This is a genomic window from Acetobacter okinawensis JCM 25146 (genome assembly GCF_000613865.1).
Taxonomy (GTDB): domain Bacteria; phylum Pseudomonadota; class Alphaproteobacteria; order Acetobacterales; family Acetobacteraceae; genus Acetobacter; species Acetobacter okinawensis.
This window is the reverse complement of record NZ_BAJU01000001.1, coordinates 222093-238985: the sequence shown is the minus strand read 5'-3', so window position 1 is coordinate 238985 and position 16893 is coordinate 222093. Positions and strand designations below refer to the sequence as shown.

The following is a 16893-nucleotide window of genomic DNA, read 5'->3' as shown; positions in this document are numbered from 1 at the left end:
CGGCTCCGCCTGAAAAGGCGGAGCCAACTAGCCGCAAAGGAACATCCCACATGACAGAAACAGCAATACTTGGTGGGGGGTGTTTCTGGTGCCTAGAAGCTGTGTATCGCCAGATGCGGGGCATAACCTCTGTTATTCCCGGCTATGCAGGTGGCGCAGTTTTGCACCCGACCTATAAACAGGTGTGCTCAGGGCTGACCGGCCATGCCGAGGTTGTCAAACTGGAATGGGACCCAGCGATTCTGAATTACCAGCAGATCCTGCAATGCTTCTTTGCCCTGCATGACCCGACAACCCTTAACAGGCAGGGGAACGATGTTGGAAGCCAATATCGATCAGTCATTTTCTATACCTCTGCCCAGCAATACGAGATTGCCAAGGAGGTTATTCAGCGCATTACCGATAGCAACCTGTGGGGAGCCCCACTTGTTACGCAGCTTTGCGCGCTGGATACATTCTGGCCAGCAGAAGCAGAACATCACAATTATTATGCCAAACATCCCCACGCTGGGTATTGTCAGGCAGTTATAACACCCAAACTTGCCAAAGCCCGCAAGGCGCTGGGTAACCTGCTGCACCCGGCTCCCTGATTATTCGCGGCTGTCATCTGGCAGAAAAAAGCGGTCGCTCTCTTCATCATAATCAAACAACTCGGCAAAGCGGGTCCAACCGATAATGGTCTGTAACGTCTGCCGTGCATAATCGGGGGACATGCAGGCTTCCAGCTCATCCCGAAAGCGCTCGGCCTTGACGTTATGGGTCGGACGCTCATCCAGCAAGGCGCAGATCATTTTGACCAAAGGCACATGGTGCCTGAGCGCATGCCCCATAATGGCTTTGCGCTCCTCCAGATCACTTAATACAAAATGCACACCTTCGTTGGTCAGCAGGATGTCTCCATCCTCCAGTTCCGCCAGAGCCAGCAATTCCAGAGATTCCCCTAATGGAAACAGGTCGTCTAGTTCAAGCTGAAGTTTTTCAGCCAAAACCGGCAAATCTGCCCGACCGTTCAAGGGCGGTGCCGCCAGTGCTTCCATCATCCCGATCATCATAGTGATGGAGACAGGAACCAGTGCCCTAAAGGCAGGGGCTACGGATGTGGCCGCAACTGTAGAGCGACTCATCATATCCGCTTCGGAGACAATGGGGGCACGTTGCGTCATTAACGCATAGATATGGTCCACCAACTGACGGAAAGCCGCGTCCTCGCGATTACGTGGGTGAGGGAAGGGAACAGGGAGCACATGTGCTATCCGCCCGGGGTTGGATGAGGCAATAACAATACGATCACACATCAACACCGCTTCTTCGATGTTGTGTGTCACAATCAGCATGCTCTGCACGGGCAGTTTATTGTCCGCCCACAGTTCCACCAGATCAGTTCTCAGGTTTTCCGCAGTCAGCACATCAAGGGCAGAAAACGGTTCGTCCATCAACAGCAAGGCCGGATTAACCACCAGCGCCCGCGCCAGCCCCACACGCTGCTGCATACCGCCTGACAGCTCCTTGGGCCACGCATTTTCGTACCCTCCGAGCCCAATCAACTCTATGGCACTTTCCACCAGTGCATCGCGCTCTGCCGCGGGCACCCCCTGAGCGTCCAGACCAAGGGCAACGTTTTCTTCAACCGTCATCCAAGGAAACAAGGCGAAAGACTGGAAAACAACTGCCACATCCGGCGTTGGTCCTCTGAGCGGTTCCCCTTTCCACAAGACATCCCCCGATGTGGGGGGCAACAACCCTGCAATAATCCGCAAAAGGGTCGATTTACCAGAGCCGGAGCGCCCCAGCAGGCCCACGATCTCACCCGCATGAATGCTCAGGTTCACATCATCAAGCACCTGCACATCAGCCGTGCTGTCTTTATGATAAAACTGCCGGACATGGCGCAATTCTGCCAGAACTGTCTGCTGTGACGCATTGCGCCCCGGTTGGGGAGGAAACACCATTTCAGGTTTATCCGTTCAATTCAGTTTTAGACGGCGAGAAACATAGTCAGACAGAGGACGCCATAAAAAAGCGTTCAAAAACATCATAAACAGGCACATGGTCACAGCCCCCAGTGCCACAGCGCGCACATTGCCGTGGGCCGAAGCATCCGCCATAAAGCTACCAAGACCGGGCACACTCAGGGTTTTCTGGCCCCATACAAGCCATTCTGCGGCAATAACCGCATTCCAGGCGCTGCTGGTTGCGGCAACAAGCCCCGCCAGATAATACGGCAGAATACCGGGCAGCAGAACCTTACGCCACCACAGGCCACCTCGGACGTTCAGATTACGTGCCGCTTCCAGCAGGTCTGACGGGTAAGCACCCGCTCCAGCCAGAACCCCCAGCGCAATAGACCACTGCGCACCCAGCACGATCAAGCCTGACTGCCAGTACGCTGGAACAAACGGACAGGCTGCCAGCCCCGCAGCACCCAGTGGAAAAAACAGATTGGCAGGGAAGATGGTGCAATACTGCACAAGCCTTCGCGCACCTCCAGCGTGAGAGGATCGCAGACCCAGCCAGACCCCCACCGGTATCCATATCAGCGAGGCAAGACCGACCATAAAAAACACACGCAGACCGGTCATGCCGCCATACAGAACAACCGTACTGACAGCAGATAATTCATACCCTAAATGCAGGTGTGGCCACGCCAGCACCACGGCAAGTGCCACCACGGCCAGACTGACGCCAGAAGCAATCCAGCCATACTGTGCGTACCCCTCATCCAGCTTTTGTTCCTGCACATAGCGTGCACCAAGCGGCAAGCGGCTCAGTCTGTGCCATGCCCTCACACAAAACAGAACACAAAGACGGAAGACATGCGTACGCCGCAACAGCTTGAGAAACCAAGGTTCGACAAGCGGGATATCCCCCACTTTTCCGGGCTGGAAGCGTACAGCCCACACAGAGAGTGGGCGGAACAGAAACTGGTCAAAAAGCACAAGAACAACCAGCATGCACGCCAAGGCTGCAAGCAGTGCGCCAATACTCTGTGCTACAGCAGCCTGCCGCACATAAGAGCCCAACCCGGCAAAAAACCAGTTATGGCCATCCAGCACCACACTTTCTGCATAAAGTGCAGCAAACCAGCTGCCCCCCATGGAAAGCATGGTCCTGCGCACCAGAGCAGGAATGGCAAAGGGCACTTCCAGCTGCCAGAATTTCTGCCATGATGTCAGGCCAAAACAACAGACCACATCCTCCAGATCACTGGGAACACCATAAAATCTCTGGCACAGCACCTGCACCATACCCCAAAACTGGCTGCACCATATTGTCATAACAACCACAGCATCCGCGCCAATAGCATGCGCAGGCATCAAGGTATGTACAAAGGGGAGCACCAGCAGGGGAATGGCCAGCACAGGAAAAGACTGCCCAACCGCAAGCAAAGGCCGCAGGCATGTTGCCGCCCACCGGCTCCTGAATATGAGCGCCACACACAGTAAGGCCGACAGAAGGGAGCAAACCAGACCTACCACCATACGGCCCATGCTCTGCACCGCGTATTCAGGCAGGCGCATCACATCAGGCGGTTGCGTGACGTCCACACCCGACAAAACAGGAACCACAGGCTGAAAGGAAACGACACACAGCAGAATGGTAGAAAAAACGACCAGCCCGGCCAGCCAGCCCCCATCCCGCTTCCGGCATGAAGAAGGGAGTGAGGAACATAATTCTGGTGAGAACGAGAAGCCCTGCCTTGAGTCGTTCATGACGCTCCCGTTCCCGTACTGCCAAACCCTCCCGTACCGCGCTCGGTTGCATCCAGATCATCACATTCAATCCATGTGGCGCGGACAACGGGAGCAATTACAGCCTGCGCAATACGCATTCCCGGCTCTACGACAAAGGCTTCCTGCCCGGCGTTCATGATTATTACGCCAATTTCACCACGGTAATCCTCATCAATGGTACCGGGCGCATTGGGCAGAACAATGCCGTGCTTAAGGGCCAGACCAGAGCGAGGGCGCACCTGCAACTCGTAACCAGGGGGCAGGGCAATGCTCAGTCCCGTTGGCACCAGCCCCCGTTGCCCGGGTTCCAGTCGCAGTGGGGCCGCCAAAGCGGCCAGCAGATCCATGCCCGCAGATCCACGGGTTGCATACTCTGGCAGAGGCAGGTCCTGTCCATGAGAAAGTCGCCGAACCTTGATGCCCACAGTGTCGGTCTGTTTTTCATTGGCGGACATGCACGGCTCCTTAATATTTCACACAGGTTCTGTATTAACGCTATTCAGAAAACCAGACCGTTATACGCGCGACGAGCTGTTTTGCCACCTCGGTTTTGTTCATTTTTGGCCATGGCTCAACACTGTCGGGCGTTATCAGTACAATCTGATTATCCTGCCCGCCCATAATACCCGTGGCAGGGCTGACATCGTTCGCCACGATCCAGTCACACTGCTTGCGCTGCCTTTTGGCTATGGCGTGAGCAACCACATTTTCAGTTTCTGCAGCAAAACCGACTACCAGCTTTGGTCTGGCAGGGCCTAAGGCCGAAAGTTCAGCCAGAATATCCGGGTTGGGCACCAGCTTTATGGCTGGCGGCACATCCTGTAGGCCTGTTTTTTTCATTTTTTGTGCAGCTTCGTGCTCGGGTCGCCAGTCCGCCACGGCTGCTGTACAAACAGCCACATCAAACGGCCCACTCCCCATGACAAGTGCATGCATCTCCCGCGCGGTCTCGCATGCCAGATAGGTTACCCCAGCGGGGGGGAGGAGGTTAACCGGGCCGCTGACAAGCGTTACATCAGCGCCCATGTCAGCCAGTGCTGCGGCAATAGCAAAACCCTGCTGACCGGAGGAGCGGTTTGCAAGGTAACGTACAGGGTCAATCGGCTCATGCGTGGGACCCGCCGTAACCATAGCGCGACATCCAGCCAGAGGACCCGCCGAGGCTTGCTGCTGACGATAAAACGCCAGCACGGCATCCCTGATTGTTACAGGCTCTGGCATGCGCCCCGGACCAAACTCACCACAGGCCATGGGGCCACACGCAGGGGGAATAACCTGCACGCCCCGCTCGCCAAGCAAGGAGACATTAGCCTGTGTTGCCGGGTGCTCCCACATTCTTACGTTCATGGCTGGCACGGCCATGACTGGCGCATCCGTCGCAAGCAGTAGCGCTCCCGCCAGATCATCCGCCAGACCGGAGGCCATACGCGCCAGCAGGTTGGCCGAGGCTGGGCAGACCAGCACCAGATCCGCCCAGCGGGAAAGCGCAATATGCCCCATTTCCTGCTCTGCGGTCAGGGAGAACAGGTCTGTATAGACTGGCTGCCCGCTCAACGCCTGCAAGGTCATCGGTGTAACAAACTGCCTCCCTCCCTCGGTCACAACACACCGGACCTGTATGCCTTCAGCCAGAAGAAGGCGTACCAGTTCGGGCATTTTGCAGGCAGCTATGCTGCCACCAACAATCAGAATTACCGAGCGGGGAGGGGAGGCAACAGACATACCAGATCAGATACGCCAGCCAGAGTGGATAGCAGCAATCCCCCCCGAAAGGGACTGGTAGCGGACGTGGGAGAGACCTGCCTCACGGAACATGTCCGCCAGCGTCTCCTGATCGGGGAACATACGAATGCTCTCGGCCAGATACTGATAGCTCTCCCGATCTTTGGCCACGATCCCGCCCATGGCAGGCAGAACCTTGAAGGACCATGCATCATAGATTGGTGCAAGGGCTGCAACCTGCACGCGGGAGAATTCAAGGCACAAAAACCGCCCACCGGGTTTGAGCACACGCCGTGCCTCCCGAATAACCGCCAGCTTGTCCGTGCAGTTACGCAGGCCAAAGGCGATGGAGACACGGTCCACGGACATATCGCGCACGGGAATGGCCTCGGCATCGACCACACAGAAGGACAGGTCAGACACTAGACCCCGGTTAAGCGCGCGGTCACGGCCGACAGAAAGCATGCTGCGGTTGATATCGGTCATGACAACGGGGCCACCACCAGCCTTGAGCCAGCCGAATGAAATGTCCCCCGTACCCCCGGCAAGGTCGAGCAGGGTCAAACCGGGCTGAGGACCAAGTTCCGTGACGAATATGCGCTTCCATATTCGATGGATCCCGAGTGACATGATGTCATTCATCACATCGTACTGTCCTGCCACGCTGTCGAACACACCGCGGACGAGGTTTTTCTTTTCTTCCTTCCTGACGGAACGGAAGCCAAAATCCGTTTCTTCCACTGTTACGTCAGAAGGAGCGGGGGAGGGCGCAAAAGAGTTGTCGGTCATGGGTTTCCTCTATACCCTGCTTTATAGCCATGCCGGAACTCCCCGAAGTAGAAACCGTGATGCGCGGTATGCAGATAGCCCTGCAAGATCGCACCATTGTGCAGACAATCATCCATCGGCACGACCTGCGATGGCAGATTCCTGCCGATTTTTCCACGCAGGTGACAGGATCCAGAATTCTGGGCTTTTATCGGCGTGGTAAATATATTCTTATCCGCCTGTCCTGTGGTCAGTCGATTGTTCTCCATCTGGGCATGTCCGGGCGGGTGGTCCTCGATTCTCCCACCCCCCCACAACGTCATGAACACGTGGTGTTCGTGACGGATGACGGCAAACGATGTGGTTACATAGATCCGCGCCGTTTTGGCATGCTGGACCTTGTTCCCACATTAGAGGAAAACAGCTACCGCGCATTTGCCGACATGGGCCCCGAACCTCTGGGCAACGGCTTTAGCGCACAGACACTGATAGACGCCAGCAAAGGCCGCCGCACTCCCATCAAGCCATTTTTGCTGGACCAGCATGTGGTCGCCGGACTTGGCAATATTTATGTGTGCGAAGCGCTGTTCCGCGCAGCCATTGCTCCCACCATGCCTGCCTGTGCACTAACTCCCCGCAAAGCCAACGCTCTGGTGCGCGCCATCCGCTCCGTATTGCAGGACGCCATTGCCGCAGGAGGATCAAGCCTAAAAGATTATGTCCGCCCAGAGGGTGGGCTGGGCTACTTCCAGCATGCATGGCAGGTTTACGGCAAAAAAAACCAGCCTTGCCCCAAGTGTCCGGGGGCTCCCGCATGTCCGGGCGTGCAGCATATGACACAGGCCGGACGCACCACTTTTTTCTGCCCGCAACATCAGAAAACGGGTAAAATAGGGGCGTCAGGGACGGAACGCGCTTGACTGAAAGTGCATGCGTGCATTACAGCACCGCTTACTCTTTGTGCTGACGGGCCATACGGCGCGTTGGCACCTTACTTTTTTCTTAGTGCTGGACAGAATAGAAACTCATGGCGAATATCGCTTCGGCGCGTAAGCGCATCCGGCAGACCGCAAAGCGGACTGCCCGTAACACGGCCCGCAAATCCCGCATGCGTACTTTCATCAAGAAAGTGGAAACCGCAATTGAATCCGGGGATCAGGCAGCCGCTCGTGAAGCTCTGCGCGTTGCACAGCCGGAAATCCAGCGCGCAGCCAGCAAGGGCGTTGCACACCACAACACGATTGCGCGTAAGATTTCCCGCCTGTCTGCCCGCATCAAGGCACTGGCAACCGCATAATCAAACAGTCAGGCAACTCCCGCAGTTGCCAGCATGATTGTTTGCAGCAAAGCCGAATCATCATGGCGATGATTCGGCTTTGCTTTTTGTGCGGAGCATATGCCACCGCAACCGTGCCATCCGATCAGGGAAAAGCTTTTTCGTTGCCCGCGGGCATGACACTGCTTTATTCTGGTTAGAGTGCCCCTTGAGCAGGCTTGGCCCGCAAGAGTCTTTACGGTCGCGCTGAGGCAAGGCACGCATCAGAACAGATCAGAACCGGGACACACAGCCAAAAGCATTTGGTCCCGTTGAGTTTTTTGCGCACGACATGCGCCTTTATATGACCGCTCGGGAGCAAAAATGACAATCGGAGTGGACGATGACGAAAGCGCCTTTTCCCGACTGGAAGACAACAAAGGGCTTGCGGAATCGTGGCTGCGTATCTGCGGCCGCCTGAAGGGAGAGGTCGGTGAGGTTGAATACCGCACATGGCTGACCCAGATTGCCCTCGGCCCGATTGACGGGGACGAAATTACGCTCCTCCTGCCAACACGCTTCCTGCGCGACTGGGTTCGCAGCCAGTACGGAGACCGCCTGAATGAGCTGTGGCACAATGAGGTGCCTGCACTCCGGCGTGTTGAATTACAGGTTGCAAGACCGGGTGACCCGGCCCCACTCCAGCTAGCCGAAGTTGCAGCGTCACCAGTAGGCAGCCCCTCTGCGCCAGAAGAGCAGAACCCGGCCACCAAACCCGTTGCCGAAGTGCGCAGTGACCTTGTTACCGCGCTGGACAGCCGGTTTACGTTTGATACATTCGTGGTCGGCAAACCAAATGAATTTGCCTATGCCTGCGCTCGCCGTGTGGCGGAAAAACCCTCCAGCGTCGGCTTTAACCCGCTTTTCCTTTATGGTGGCGTTGGCTTGGGCAAAACGCACCTCATGCATGCCATAGGCGCGGAACTGGTGAGGAGTGGCAACGTCTCGGTAGCCTATATGTCTGCCGAAAAATTCATGTACCGCTTTATTGCTGCCATCCGCTCCCAGTCCACCATCGAGTTCAAGGAACAGCTCCGCTCGGTCGATGTTCTGATGATTGACGACCTGCAGTTCCTGATCGGCAAGGACAATACGCAGGAAGAATTCTTCCACACGTTTAACGCTCTGGTGGATGCGGGCCGTCAGATCGTGGTCTCGGCCGACAAATCTCCATCTGACCTTTCTGGTTTGGAAGACAGGCTCCGCACCCGTCTGGGATGTGGTATGGTGGCCGATATTCACGCCACGACTTTTGAGTTGCGCATTTCCATTCTGGAAGCCAAGGCCGCTGCCTCCGGGGTTGTGGTGCCCGCAAAGGTTCTGGAGTTTCTGGCGCACAAGATCACATCCAACGTGCGTGAGCTTGAAGGCGCTCTGAACCGACTGATTGCCCATGCCAACCTTTTTGGCCGCCCGGTCACGCTGGAAGCCACGCAGGATGTGCTGCACGACATTCTCAAGGCCCATGACCGGCGCGTCACCATTGAGGAAATCCAGAAAAAAGTCGCGGAGCACTGGAATATCCGCCTGACCGACATGTCCTCGGCCCGCCGCGCCCGCAATGTTGCTCGCCCCCGACAGGTCGCCATGTATCTGGCCAAGCAGCTCACCAGCCGCTCCCTGCCCGAGATTGGTCGCAAGTTTGGCAACCGTGACCACACAACAGTCATGCATGCAGTTAACCGCGTAACGGAACTGATGGAGCGTGACGCAGCTTTTGCCGAAGATGTGGAACTGATGCGACGCATGCTGGAGAGCTAAAAAGCCAGCTATCCAAAAGGATTGACGGATCAACGCGGCCTGTTAGTTTTACAACGGACAAGCCGGGTTCCTGCTCCACTCAGGAGTATGGAACTTGCTGTGCAGGAAAGAGGGATCAATGAAATTTTCGGCAGAGCGCGCAACGCTGCTCAAGGCGTTGGCTCACATCCAGAGCGTGGCGGAAAAACGCAATACCATTCCCATTCTCGCCAACGTGCTCATGCAGGCCTCAAACGGGCAGCTTTGCCTGAAGGCCACGGACATGGAAATCGAGGTCGTTGAGACCGTTCCCGCCACCATCACGCGGGACGGGGCAACCACTGCACCGGCTTCTGTATTGTACGAAATCGTACGCAAGCTGCCCGATGGCGTTGAAGTGGAACTCGACCAGACAGACAGTGATGGCCAACTCCACCTGCGCGCAGGCCGTTATGCAACACATCTGAACGTGCTGAGTGTGGATGACTTTCCGTCCATGGGAGCAGGGGACTTCCCGCATCGTTTCCACCTGAATGGCACCATCCTGCGCTCACTGATCGACCGGACACGCTTTGCCATTTCCACGGAAGAAACCCGGTACTACCTGAACGGTATTTACCTGCATGCTGCAGACATCGACGGCAAACCGCTCCTGCGCGCAGTGGCAACCGATGGTCATCGTCTGGCGCGGGTAGAGGCAGAAATGCCGACAGGTGCAGCTGGTATGCCAGGCGTTATCATTCCGCGCAAAACGGTGGCAGAACTGCGCAAGCTGATAGACGAAGCGCCAGAAGAAATTTCCGTTGCTCTTTCCGAAACGCGGATTCAGTTCACGGTTGGCCCGATCACCCTGACATCCAAACTGATTGATGGCACGTTCCCTGAATATGAACGCGTTATTCCCCGCAACAACACCCGCATTCTACGCGTAGGCAAAAAAGATTTTTCCGATGCTGTAGCACGTGTGGCAGCCATTAGTCAGGAACGCTCACGCCCGGTCAAACTGATGCTGGAACCCGGCTTGCTCACCCTCTCCGCCAGCAGTGCAGAGCAGGGAACAGCCAAGGAAGAGCTGGATGACAACCGTATTTCCTATGATGCCGAAGCGCTCGAAATCGGTTTTCAGGCCCGCTATCTGAACGACATTACTGATCAGGTGGAAAAAGAAGTCGAATTCTGCTTTGCGGATAGTGCATCCCCCACCATTGTGCGTGATGTGGATAGCCCATCCGCTCTCTATGTCCTGATGCCGATGCGGGTGTGACAACATCCGCGTCGCACCATTACGCAGCCCCACACCTGTTCACCAGCAGGGAGGGGCTGCCTTCCACAAAGCTGCAACTCAGCCGGCTCTCGCTTTGCCGCTTCCGTAATTACGACCAGCTTACCCTCAGCCCACAAGCGCCCATTGTTGTGCTGACTGGCGAGAACGGCAGCGGCAAAACCAATCTGCTCGAAGCAGTCTCTCTTCTGACCCCCGGCCGTGGACTACGCGGCGCTCCCTTAAGCCATTTTGGTCAGAACGGCAGCGCACATTGGGGGGTCGCGTCCCATATTCTGGTAGATGGCCATCCCATTGACCTTGGCACCGGCCTACAACCCGGCACAGAAACGCCACGGCGGATTTTTCTGTTAAACGGCAGACCTCTTCGTAACCAGAATACTTGGGAAAATCCCCTTGCAGCCGTCTGGCTGACCCCACAGATGGACCGGCTGTTCAGCGAGAGCACCTCTGGCCGACGCCGTTTTCTGGACCGGCTGGTTATGGCCGCCTATCCCCACCATGCCCGCGAACTGGCGGCCTATGACCGCGCCATGACGCAAAGAAACCGCCTGCTGCAAACACGTGCCAACGAGCAGGTGTGGCTCTCCGGGCTGGAAGGTGCCATGGCCCGCCATGGCGTATCCGTTGCTGCTGCCCGGAATGAAACTGTGCGCCAGATCAACCTGTACGCCCAGCAGGATATGGATGCTTTTCCCGCCGTACAGATTAAGCTGGACTGTGCAATAGCAGACCGACTGGACGCGGCGCCTGCGCTACATGTGGAAGACTGGCTTAAGGAAAAACTTTTTGCCACACGCACGGTGGACCGGGAGAAAGGTCGCTCAGGCCTTGGGGTGCACAAAACAGACTTCCAACTCATGGACCTGAAAAAAAATCTCCCCGCAGCACTGGCCAGCACCGGCCAGCAGAAATCTTTGCTAATCGGGCTTATTCTGGCGCACGCCCGACTGGTCCGGGATCACAGGGGAACAGCCCCCCTGCTGTTGCTTGATGAACCCCTTGTGCATCTGGACGAGCAACGTCGAATATCCTTGCAAAAAATTCTGCGAAATTTTCAAAGCACGGTGCTGATAACAGGCACGGATTCCGCCCCTTTTGCGCCATTGCAGGGCCACGCCCAGTTTGCCAGCATCCGGCTGGGGTCTTTTTTGTCGATCTGCTGACAAAACGCGCCTTCCACGCTGGTCGCAATGCCATGGGCAGAGTATAAGACCGGTATGGCTTCCATTCTTTTTTTGCGGAGTGCAGCATTCTTATGACAGACCTCTCTCAGCCTACGCCATCTGCTGGTACAGAAGAGTATGATGCCGCGTCTATCTCTGTGCTGAAGGGGCTTGATGCTGTCCGCAAACGGCCCGGAATGTACATCGGTGATACTGATGATGGTTCCGGCCTGCACCACATGGCATTCGAGATCATTGATAACGCGGTGGACGAGGCACAGGCCGGATTTGCATCGCGCTGTGTTCTCACCCTCAACGCAGACGGCAGCGTGACTGTCCGTGACAACGGGCGCGGCATTCCAACCGACATGCACCAAGAAGAGGGCATAAGTGCCGCAGAAGTGGTGCTGACACGCCTGCACGCTGGCGGCAAGTTCAACCAGAACTCCTACAAGGTTTCTGGTGGTCTGCACGGCGTGGGGGCTGCCGTTGTCAACGCGCTTTCCGAGTGGATGGAAGTCCGTATCTGGCGCAATGGTACCGAGCATCGCATCAGCTTCCATGATGGCGAGCGCGATGCGCCGCTGGAAGTTGTGGGGCCTTCTGCAGAAGAGGCCGGAACACAGGTTACCTTCAAGCCGAGCCTGCAAACCTTCCCCCGGATTGAGTTCGACTTTACCATTCTCGAACGCAGGTTGCGTGAGCTGGCATTCCTTAACTCCGGGCTGGAAATTGTGCTGCGCGATGCCCGTACAACTCCGCTCCGTGAAGAAAAATTCCATTATGAAGGTGGGTTAGAAGCCTTTGTAAACTGGCTTGACCGCTCCCGCACCTCCCTGATTACCCCCCCCATTACCGGCTCTCTGGAGAACCCGGACAACGGGATCAAGGTGGAGTTCGCACTCAGCTGGAACGACAGCTTCCATGAAACCATGCTCTGCTTCACCAACAACATTCCACAACGTGATGGTGGTGCGCATCTGGCAGGTTTCCGTCAGGCATTGACCCGCGTTGTTGGCAAATACGCAGAGAGCATTGCCAAAAAAGACGCACAGTCCCTGCAGGGCGAAGATATGCGCGAAGGTCTGACAGCCGTTCTGTCAGTTAAAGTACCTGACCCCAAATTTTCGTCCCAGACCAAGGACAAGCTTGTTTCCTCCGAAGTGCAGCCTGTTGTGCATGCGGCTGCGGCCGACATTATTGCCCACTGGTTTGAAACACACCCCAAGGAAGCCAAGACGGTTATTTCCAAGGTGCTGGATGCCGCCTCTGCGCGCGAAGCGGCCCGCAAAGCACGTGAATTAACGCGCCGCAAGGGGATTTTGGATGTTTCCTCCCTGCCTGGCAAGCTGGCAGACTGTCAGGCGCGTGACCCGGCTAAAGCTGAACTGTTCATCGTGGAAGGGGATTCCGCCGGAGGAACAGCAAAGCAGGGCAGGGACAGGCGTTTTCAGGCTATTCTGCCACTCAAGGGTAAAATCCTGAACGTAGAGCGCGCACGCTTTGACCGTATGCTCGGCTCGGCAGAAATTGGAACACTGATTACCGCACTGGGCACGGGTATCGGGCGTGGCGAGGTTGATCAGGGTGGATTTTCCATAGACAAGCTCCGTTACCATCGCATTGTCATCATGACTGACGCTGACGTGGACGGCTCCCATATCCGTACGTTGCTGTTGACCTTCTTTTTCCGACAGATGCCAGAACTGATTGAGCGCGGCTACCTCTACATTGCCCAGCCCCCCCTCTACCGGGCCAAGCGTGGCAATGAAGAAACCTACCTGAAGGACGATGCTGCACTGGAGCAGTATCTGCTGGATAAAGCGCTCAACAACGCAAGCTTTGTCTATACTGACGGCCGTACGGTTGCCACCACGGAGCTGGAAGCCGACCTGCCCTTCATCAGGCAGGCATTTCAGGCGATCTCGCGCATTTCCACACGCATTCCCGCATGGATTATCGAACAGGTTGCTCTTGCTGGTGCCCTAAGTGCCGATCTTGAGCAGTTGCAACAGCGCATGCCCGCACTTCAGCAACGGCTGGATGCAGCATCTCCTGCTACGGAACGAGGCTGGAAAGCAGTCGCAAGTGTGGACGGCGTGGAACTGGCACGCAACGTGCGTGGGGTAGGGGAAGTCTACCGTATTGATCCCACAACACTGGCTGGCGCCGATGCGCGCTGGCTGACGTCCCAGCTTGCGCGCCTGCAAAAGGATTTTGACACAGGCGTTGTGCTGAAATTTGAATCAGCAGAACACCGCCTGAACGGCCCCTCCGATCTGTTCACACGCCTGCTTGCACAAGGTCGCAGAGGGCTTGCCATCAACCGCTTTAAAGGTCTTGGCGAAATGAACGACGCACAGTTGTGGGAAACAACACTCGACCCCGCTATGCGCACACTGTTGCAGGTCCGTGTTGGCGACGTGGAAGAGGCAGGGGATGTCTTTACAACGCTGATGGGTGACGTGGTCGAACCCCGCCGCGACTTTATTGTAGGGAACGCGCTCAAAGTCGCTAATCTGGACGTGTAAATTCAACATCATACCGACAAAAAAAGACGCCATGGAAAATATCCATGGCGTCTTTTTATATGCGACGCATCGCCCTTAAAAACGAGCCGATTAGCGGCCTTTAATCAGACAATCTATTGCCCGGAACTGCTCCAGCAGTGCAGGCAAACTGCTTATTGGCAGCATATTGGGACCATCACTTGGTGCGCTGTCTGGGTCTTCATGCGTTTCCACAAACAATGCAGCTACACCAATAGCTAATGCTGCGCGTGAGAGAATGGGGGCAAACTCGCGCTGCCCGCCACTGGCTCCGCCTAACCCACCGGGTTGTTGCACAGAGTGCGTGGCATCGAACACAACCGGGCAACCCGTCTGGGCCATAATAGGCAACCCGCGCATGTCATTGACCAGCGTATTATACCCAAAGCTGGTCCCACGTTCGCACAACATAACGCGCTGATTGCCTGTTGAGGCAATTTTGGCAGCAACATGCTGCATATCCCACGGGGCAAGGAACTGCCCCTTTTTTACATTAACTGCAGCCCCGGTTCTGCCTGCAGCCAGAAGCAAATCTGTCTGACGGCATAAAAAGGCGGGGATTTGCAACACATCCACAGCCTCGGCAACGGGGGCGCATTGCTCGGCCGTGTGCACATCAGTCAGCACTGGCAGATCATATGTCTGGCGCACATCCGCCAGAATGGAGATGCCCTCCTGCAATCCAACACCACGTGTGCTGGAAAGACTGGTACGATTAGCCTTGTCAAAAGAGCTCTTATAAATCAGCCCCACATCGGCACGCTGGCAGATTTCCTTCAAAGCCGCCGCTGTTTCCAGCGCGTGAGCTGCTGATTCAATCTGGCAGGGACCGGCTATCAGAACGAAAGGCAGATCGTTCCCAATCTCCAGACCTCCAATCTGAACCGGCGCGCCAGAAAGGATGGTCATACCTGTTTTGCCTTGGCAACGGCCGCGCCCACAAACCCAGCAAACAATGGATGCGGCGCAAATGGGCGGGACTTGAGTTCTGGATGATACTGCACGGCAATAAACCAAGGGTGGTCAGGATATTCCACGACTTCCGGCAAAATCCCGTCGGGTGACAGTCCGGAAAAACGCAGCCCCGCTTTTTCCAACTGGTCCTTATAGTGAATATTCACCTCATACCGGTGCCTGTGACGTTCACGGATGCTGGTTGCTCCATAAGCATCCGCACGCGTGAGCCTGCTACCAGTGTCGCTGGGTACGCCCCAAGGCGCATGGTGCCGCCCAGTTCTCCCCCTTCACTCCGGCGCAGCCGCTCATTGCCGCGCGCCCACTCCGTCATCAGCCCGACAAGCGGCTCCTCCGTCCGACCAAATTCGGTGGAGGATGCATCTGCCAAACCGGCAAGGTTACGTGCGCACTCGATAACAGCCATCTGCATGCCAAAGCATATCCCAAGGAACGGAATACCTTTTTCACGCGCGTAGCGAATAGCTTCGATCTTGCCTTGCGAGCCACGCTCACCAAAGCCACCCGGAACCAGAATGGCGTCCGCACTGCCCAGCTTTTCTTCAAGCGTAGCAGGATTTTTTTCAAACTGCTCCGAATCAATCCAGTCGAGCTTGACCTTTACACGGTGGGCAATACCACCATGGAGCAAGGCCTCGTTCAGGGATTTGTAGCTGTCCAGCAGGGCCGTATATTTGCCAACTACGGCCACGCGCACCTCACCCGTGGGGTGACGCAGGGCATCCACAATATTCTGCCAGTTGGTCAGGTCCGGTTCTTCCGCATAGGGCAGGCCAAAGTAGCGCAGCACTTCGGTGTCCATACCTTCCGCATGGTAGGAGAGCGGGCAGGCATAAATTGTGTCCACATCCCGCGCAGCAATAACCGCCTCTGGGCGCACGTTACAAAAATTGGCAATCTTGCGCCGCTCAGTCGGCGGAATGGGGCGATCACACCGGCAAAGCAGAATTTGCGGCTGAATCCCAACATTCTGCAGTTCCTTGACGGAGTGCTGGGTCGGTTTGGTTTTCAGTTCCCCGGCAGAAGGTATCCACGGCAGAAGGGTCAGGTGGACCACCATGGTCTGGTCCATGCCCAGATCATTACGTAACTGGCGAATGGCCTCAAGGAAGGGCAGGCTTTCAATATCCCCAACCGTGCCGCCAATTTCGACCAGAACAAAGTCCAGATCATCCGTATTGGCGACCACTACATCCTTGATGGCGTCGGTAATATGCGGAATGACCTGAACCGTAGCGCCAAGGTAGTCCCCCCGCCGCTCACGCACGATAACATCGGAATAAATGCGCCCTGTTGTCGCATTGTCCTCCTTGCTCGCATTCACCCCCGTAAAGCGCTCATAGTGCCCCAGGTCGAGGTCTGTCTCCGCTCCGTCATCCGTTACAAACACCTCCCCATGCTGGTAAGGGCTCATGGTGCCGGGGTCCACGTTCAGGTAGGGGTCCAGCTTGCGCAGGCGGACCTTATAGCCGCGCGCCTGCAAAAGCGCTGCGAGAGCGGCTGAAGCAATGCCCTTGCCAAGAGAGGACACCACACCACCAGTAATAAAGACAAAGCGTGTCATGAGCAGAATTCCTACACGGACTGGAGCGGGCGGAGAGGGATAAACAAACACAATCCACCGCATGCATTGCTGCATGCGGGG

At 56.3% G+C, this 16893-nt stretch carries 13 protein-coding genes and 1 pseudogene; 7 read left to right on the top strand and 7 right to left on the bottom strand.

What is annotated here, in order from left to right; translation table 11 throughout:
* Positions 1–50 precede the first annotated feature (50 nt).
* The gene (gene msrA / locus JCM25146_RS01205; protein WP_025825273.1) at positions 51–590 is read left to right on the top strand and encodes a peptide-methionine (S)-S-oxide reductase MsrA; all 540 of its coding nucleotides are present in this window, start codon (positions 51–53) and stop codon (positions 588–590) included.
* Here the strand turns inward: msrA and JCM25146_RS01200 are convergent, their stop codons facing one another.
* Genes JCM25146_RS01200 through JCM25146_RS01180 form a run of 5 tightly spaced genes read right to left on the bottom strand, consistent with a single transcriptional unit; the run spans position 591 to position 6242 of the window.
* Positions 591–1949, bottom strand: a complete 1359-nt coding sequence (locus JCM25146_RS01200) for an ABC transporter ATP-binding protein (RefSeq protein ID WP_025825271.1) — start codon at positions 1947–1949, stop codon at positions 591–593. It lies immediately after the preceding gene.
* Positions 1950–1964: 15 nt separating this feature from the next.
* The gene (locus JCM25146_RS01195) at positions 1965–3710 is read right to left on the bottom strand and encodes an ABC transporter permease subunit (protein WP_025825269.1); all 1746 of its coding nucleotides are present in this window, start codon (positions 3708–3710) and stop codon (positions 1965–1967) included.
* The gene (gene dut, locus JCM25146_RS01190) at positions 3707–4186 is read right to left on the bottom strand and encodes a dUTP diphosphatase (protein WP_025825267.1); all 480 of its coding nucleotides are present in this window, start codon (positions 4184–4186) and stop codon (positions 3707–3709) included. The genes JCM25146_RS01195 and dut overlap by 4 nt, the downstream gene beginning before the upstream one ends.
* Positions 4187–4226: 40 nt before the next feature.
* Positions 4227–5453, bottom strand: a complete 1227-nt coding sequence (gene coaBC / locus JCM25146_RS01185) for a bifunctional phosphopantothenoylcysteine decarboxylase/phosphopantothenate--cysteine ligase CoaBC (RefSeq protein WP_025825265.1) — start codon at positions 5451–5453, stop codon at positions 4227–4229.
* A 6-nt stretch (positions 5454–5459) separates the two neighbouring features.
* Complete coding sequence (locus JCM25146_RS01180; RefSeq protein WP_025825263.1) at positions 5460–6242, bottom strand: class I SAM-dependent methyltransferase; 783 nt, start codon at positions 6240–6242, stop codon at positions 5460–5462.
* 29 nt (positions 6243–6271) lie between these two features.
* Between JCM25146_RS01180 and mutM the strand changes: the two genes are divergently transcribed.
* The 6 genes from mutM to gyrB all read left to right on the top strand — a co-directional run bounded on the left by mutM (position 6272) and on the right by gyrB (position 14255).
* On the top strand, positions 6272–7141 hold the full coding sequence (gene mutM / locus JCM25146_RS01175) for a bifunctional DNA-formamidopyrimidine glycosylase/DNA-(apurinic or apyrimidinic site) lyase (RefSeq protein WP_025825261.1): 870 nt from the start codon (positions 6272–6274) through the stop codon (positions 7139–7141).
* Between the two features lie 107 nt (positions 7142–7248).
* Positions 7249–7518 carry a 30S ribosomal protein S20 gene (gene rpsT / locus JCM25146_RS01170; protein WP_025825259.1) on the top strand — a complete coding sequence of 90 codons (270 nt, stop codon included), beginning with the start codon at positions 7249–7251 and terminating at the stop codon, positions 7516–7518.
* A 342-nt stretch (positions 7519–7860) separates the two neighbouring features.
* The gene (gene dnaA / locus JCM25146_RS01165; protein WP_025825257.1) at positions 7861–9297 is read left to right on the top strand and encodes a chromosomal replication initiator protein DnaA; all 1437 of its coding nucleotides are present in this window, start codon (positions 7861–7863) and stop codon (positions 9295–9297) included.
* Between the two features lie 118 nt (positions 9298–9415).
* Entirely contained in the window at positions 9416–10540 is a 1125-nt protein-coding gene (dnaN, locus tag JCM25146_RS01160; protein ID WP_025825255.1) for a DNA polymerase III subunit beta, read from the top strand.
* 35 nt (positions 10541–10575) lie between these two features.
* Positions 10576–11724 carry a DNA replication/repair protein RecF gene (gene recF, locus JCM25146_RS01155; protein WP_408734899.1) on the top strand — a complete coding sequence of 383 codons (1149 nt, stop codon included), beginning with the start codon at positions 10576–10578 and terminating at the stop codon, positions 11722–11724.
* 92 nt (positions 11725–11816) lie between these two features.
* Entirely contained in the window at positions 11817–14255 is a 2439-nt protein-coding gene (gyrB, locus tag JCM25146_RS01150; RefSeq protein ID WP_025825251.1) for a DNA topoisomerase (ATP-hydrolyzing) subunit B, read from the top strand.
* Between the two features lie 90 nt (positions 14256–14345).
* Here the strand turns inward: gyrB and kdsA are convergent, their stop codons facing one another.
* Positions 14346–15182: a 3-deoxy-8-phosphooctulonate synthase gene (gene kdsA / locus JCM25146_RS01145; protein ID WP_025825249.1), complete on the bottom strand. Its 837-nt coding sequence runs from the start codon at positions 15180–15182 to the stop codon at positions 14346–14348.
* Positions 15179–16812: pseudogene (locus tag JCM25146_RS16320) on the bottom strand (CTP synthase). Before JCM25146_RS16320 ends, kdsA begins: the two are co-directional and overlap by 4 nt.
* Between the last annotated feature and the right edge of the window lie 81 nt (positions 16813–16893).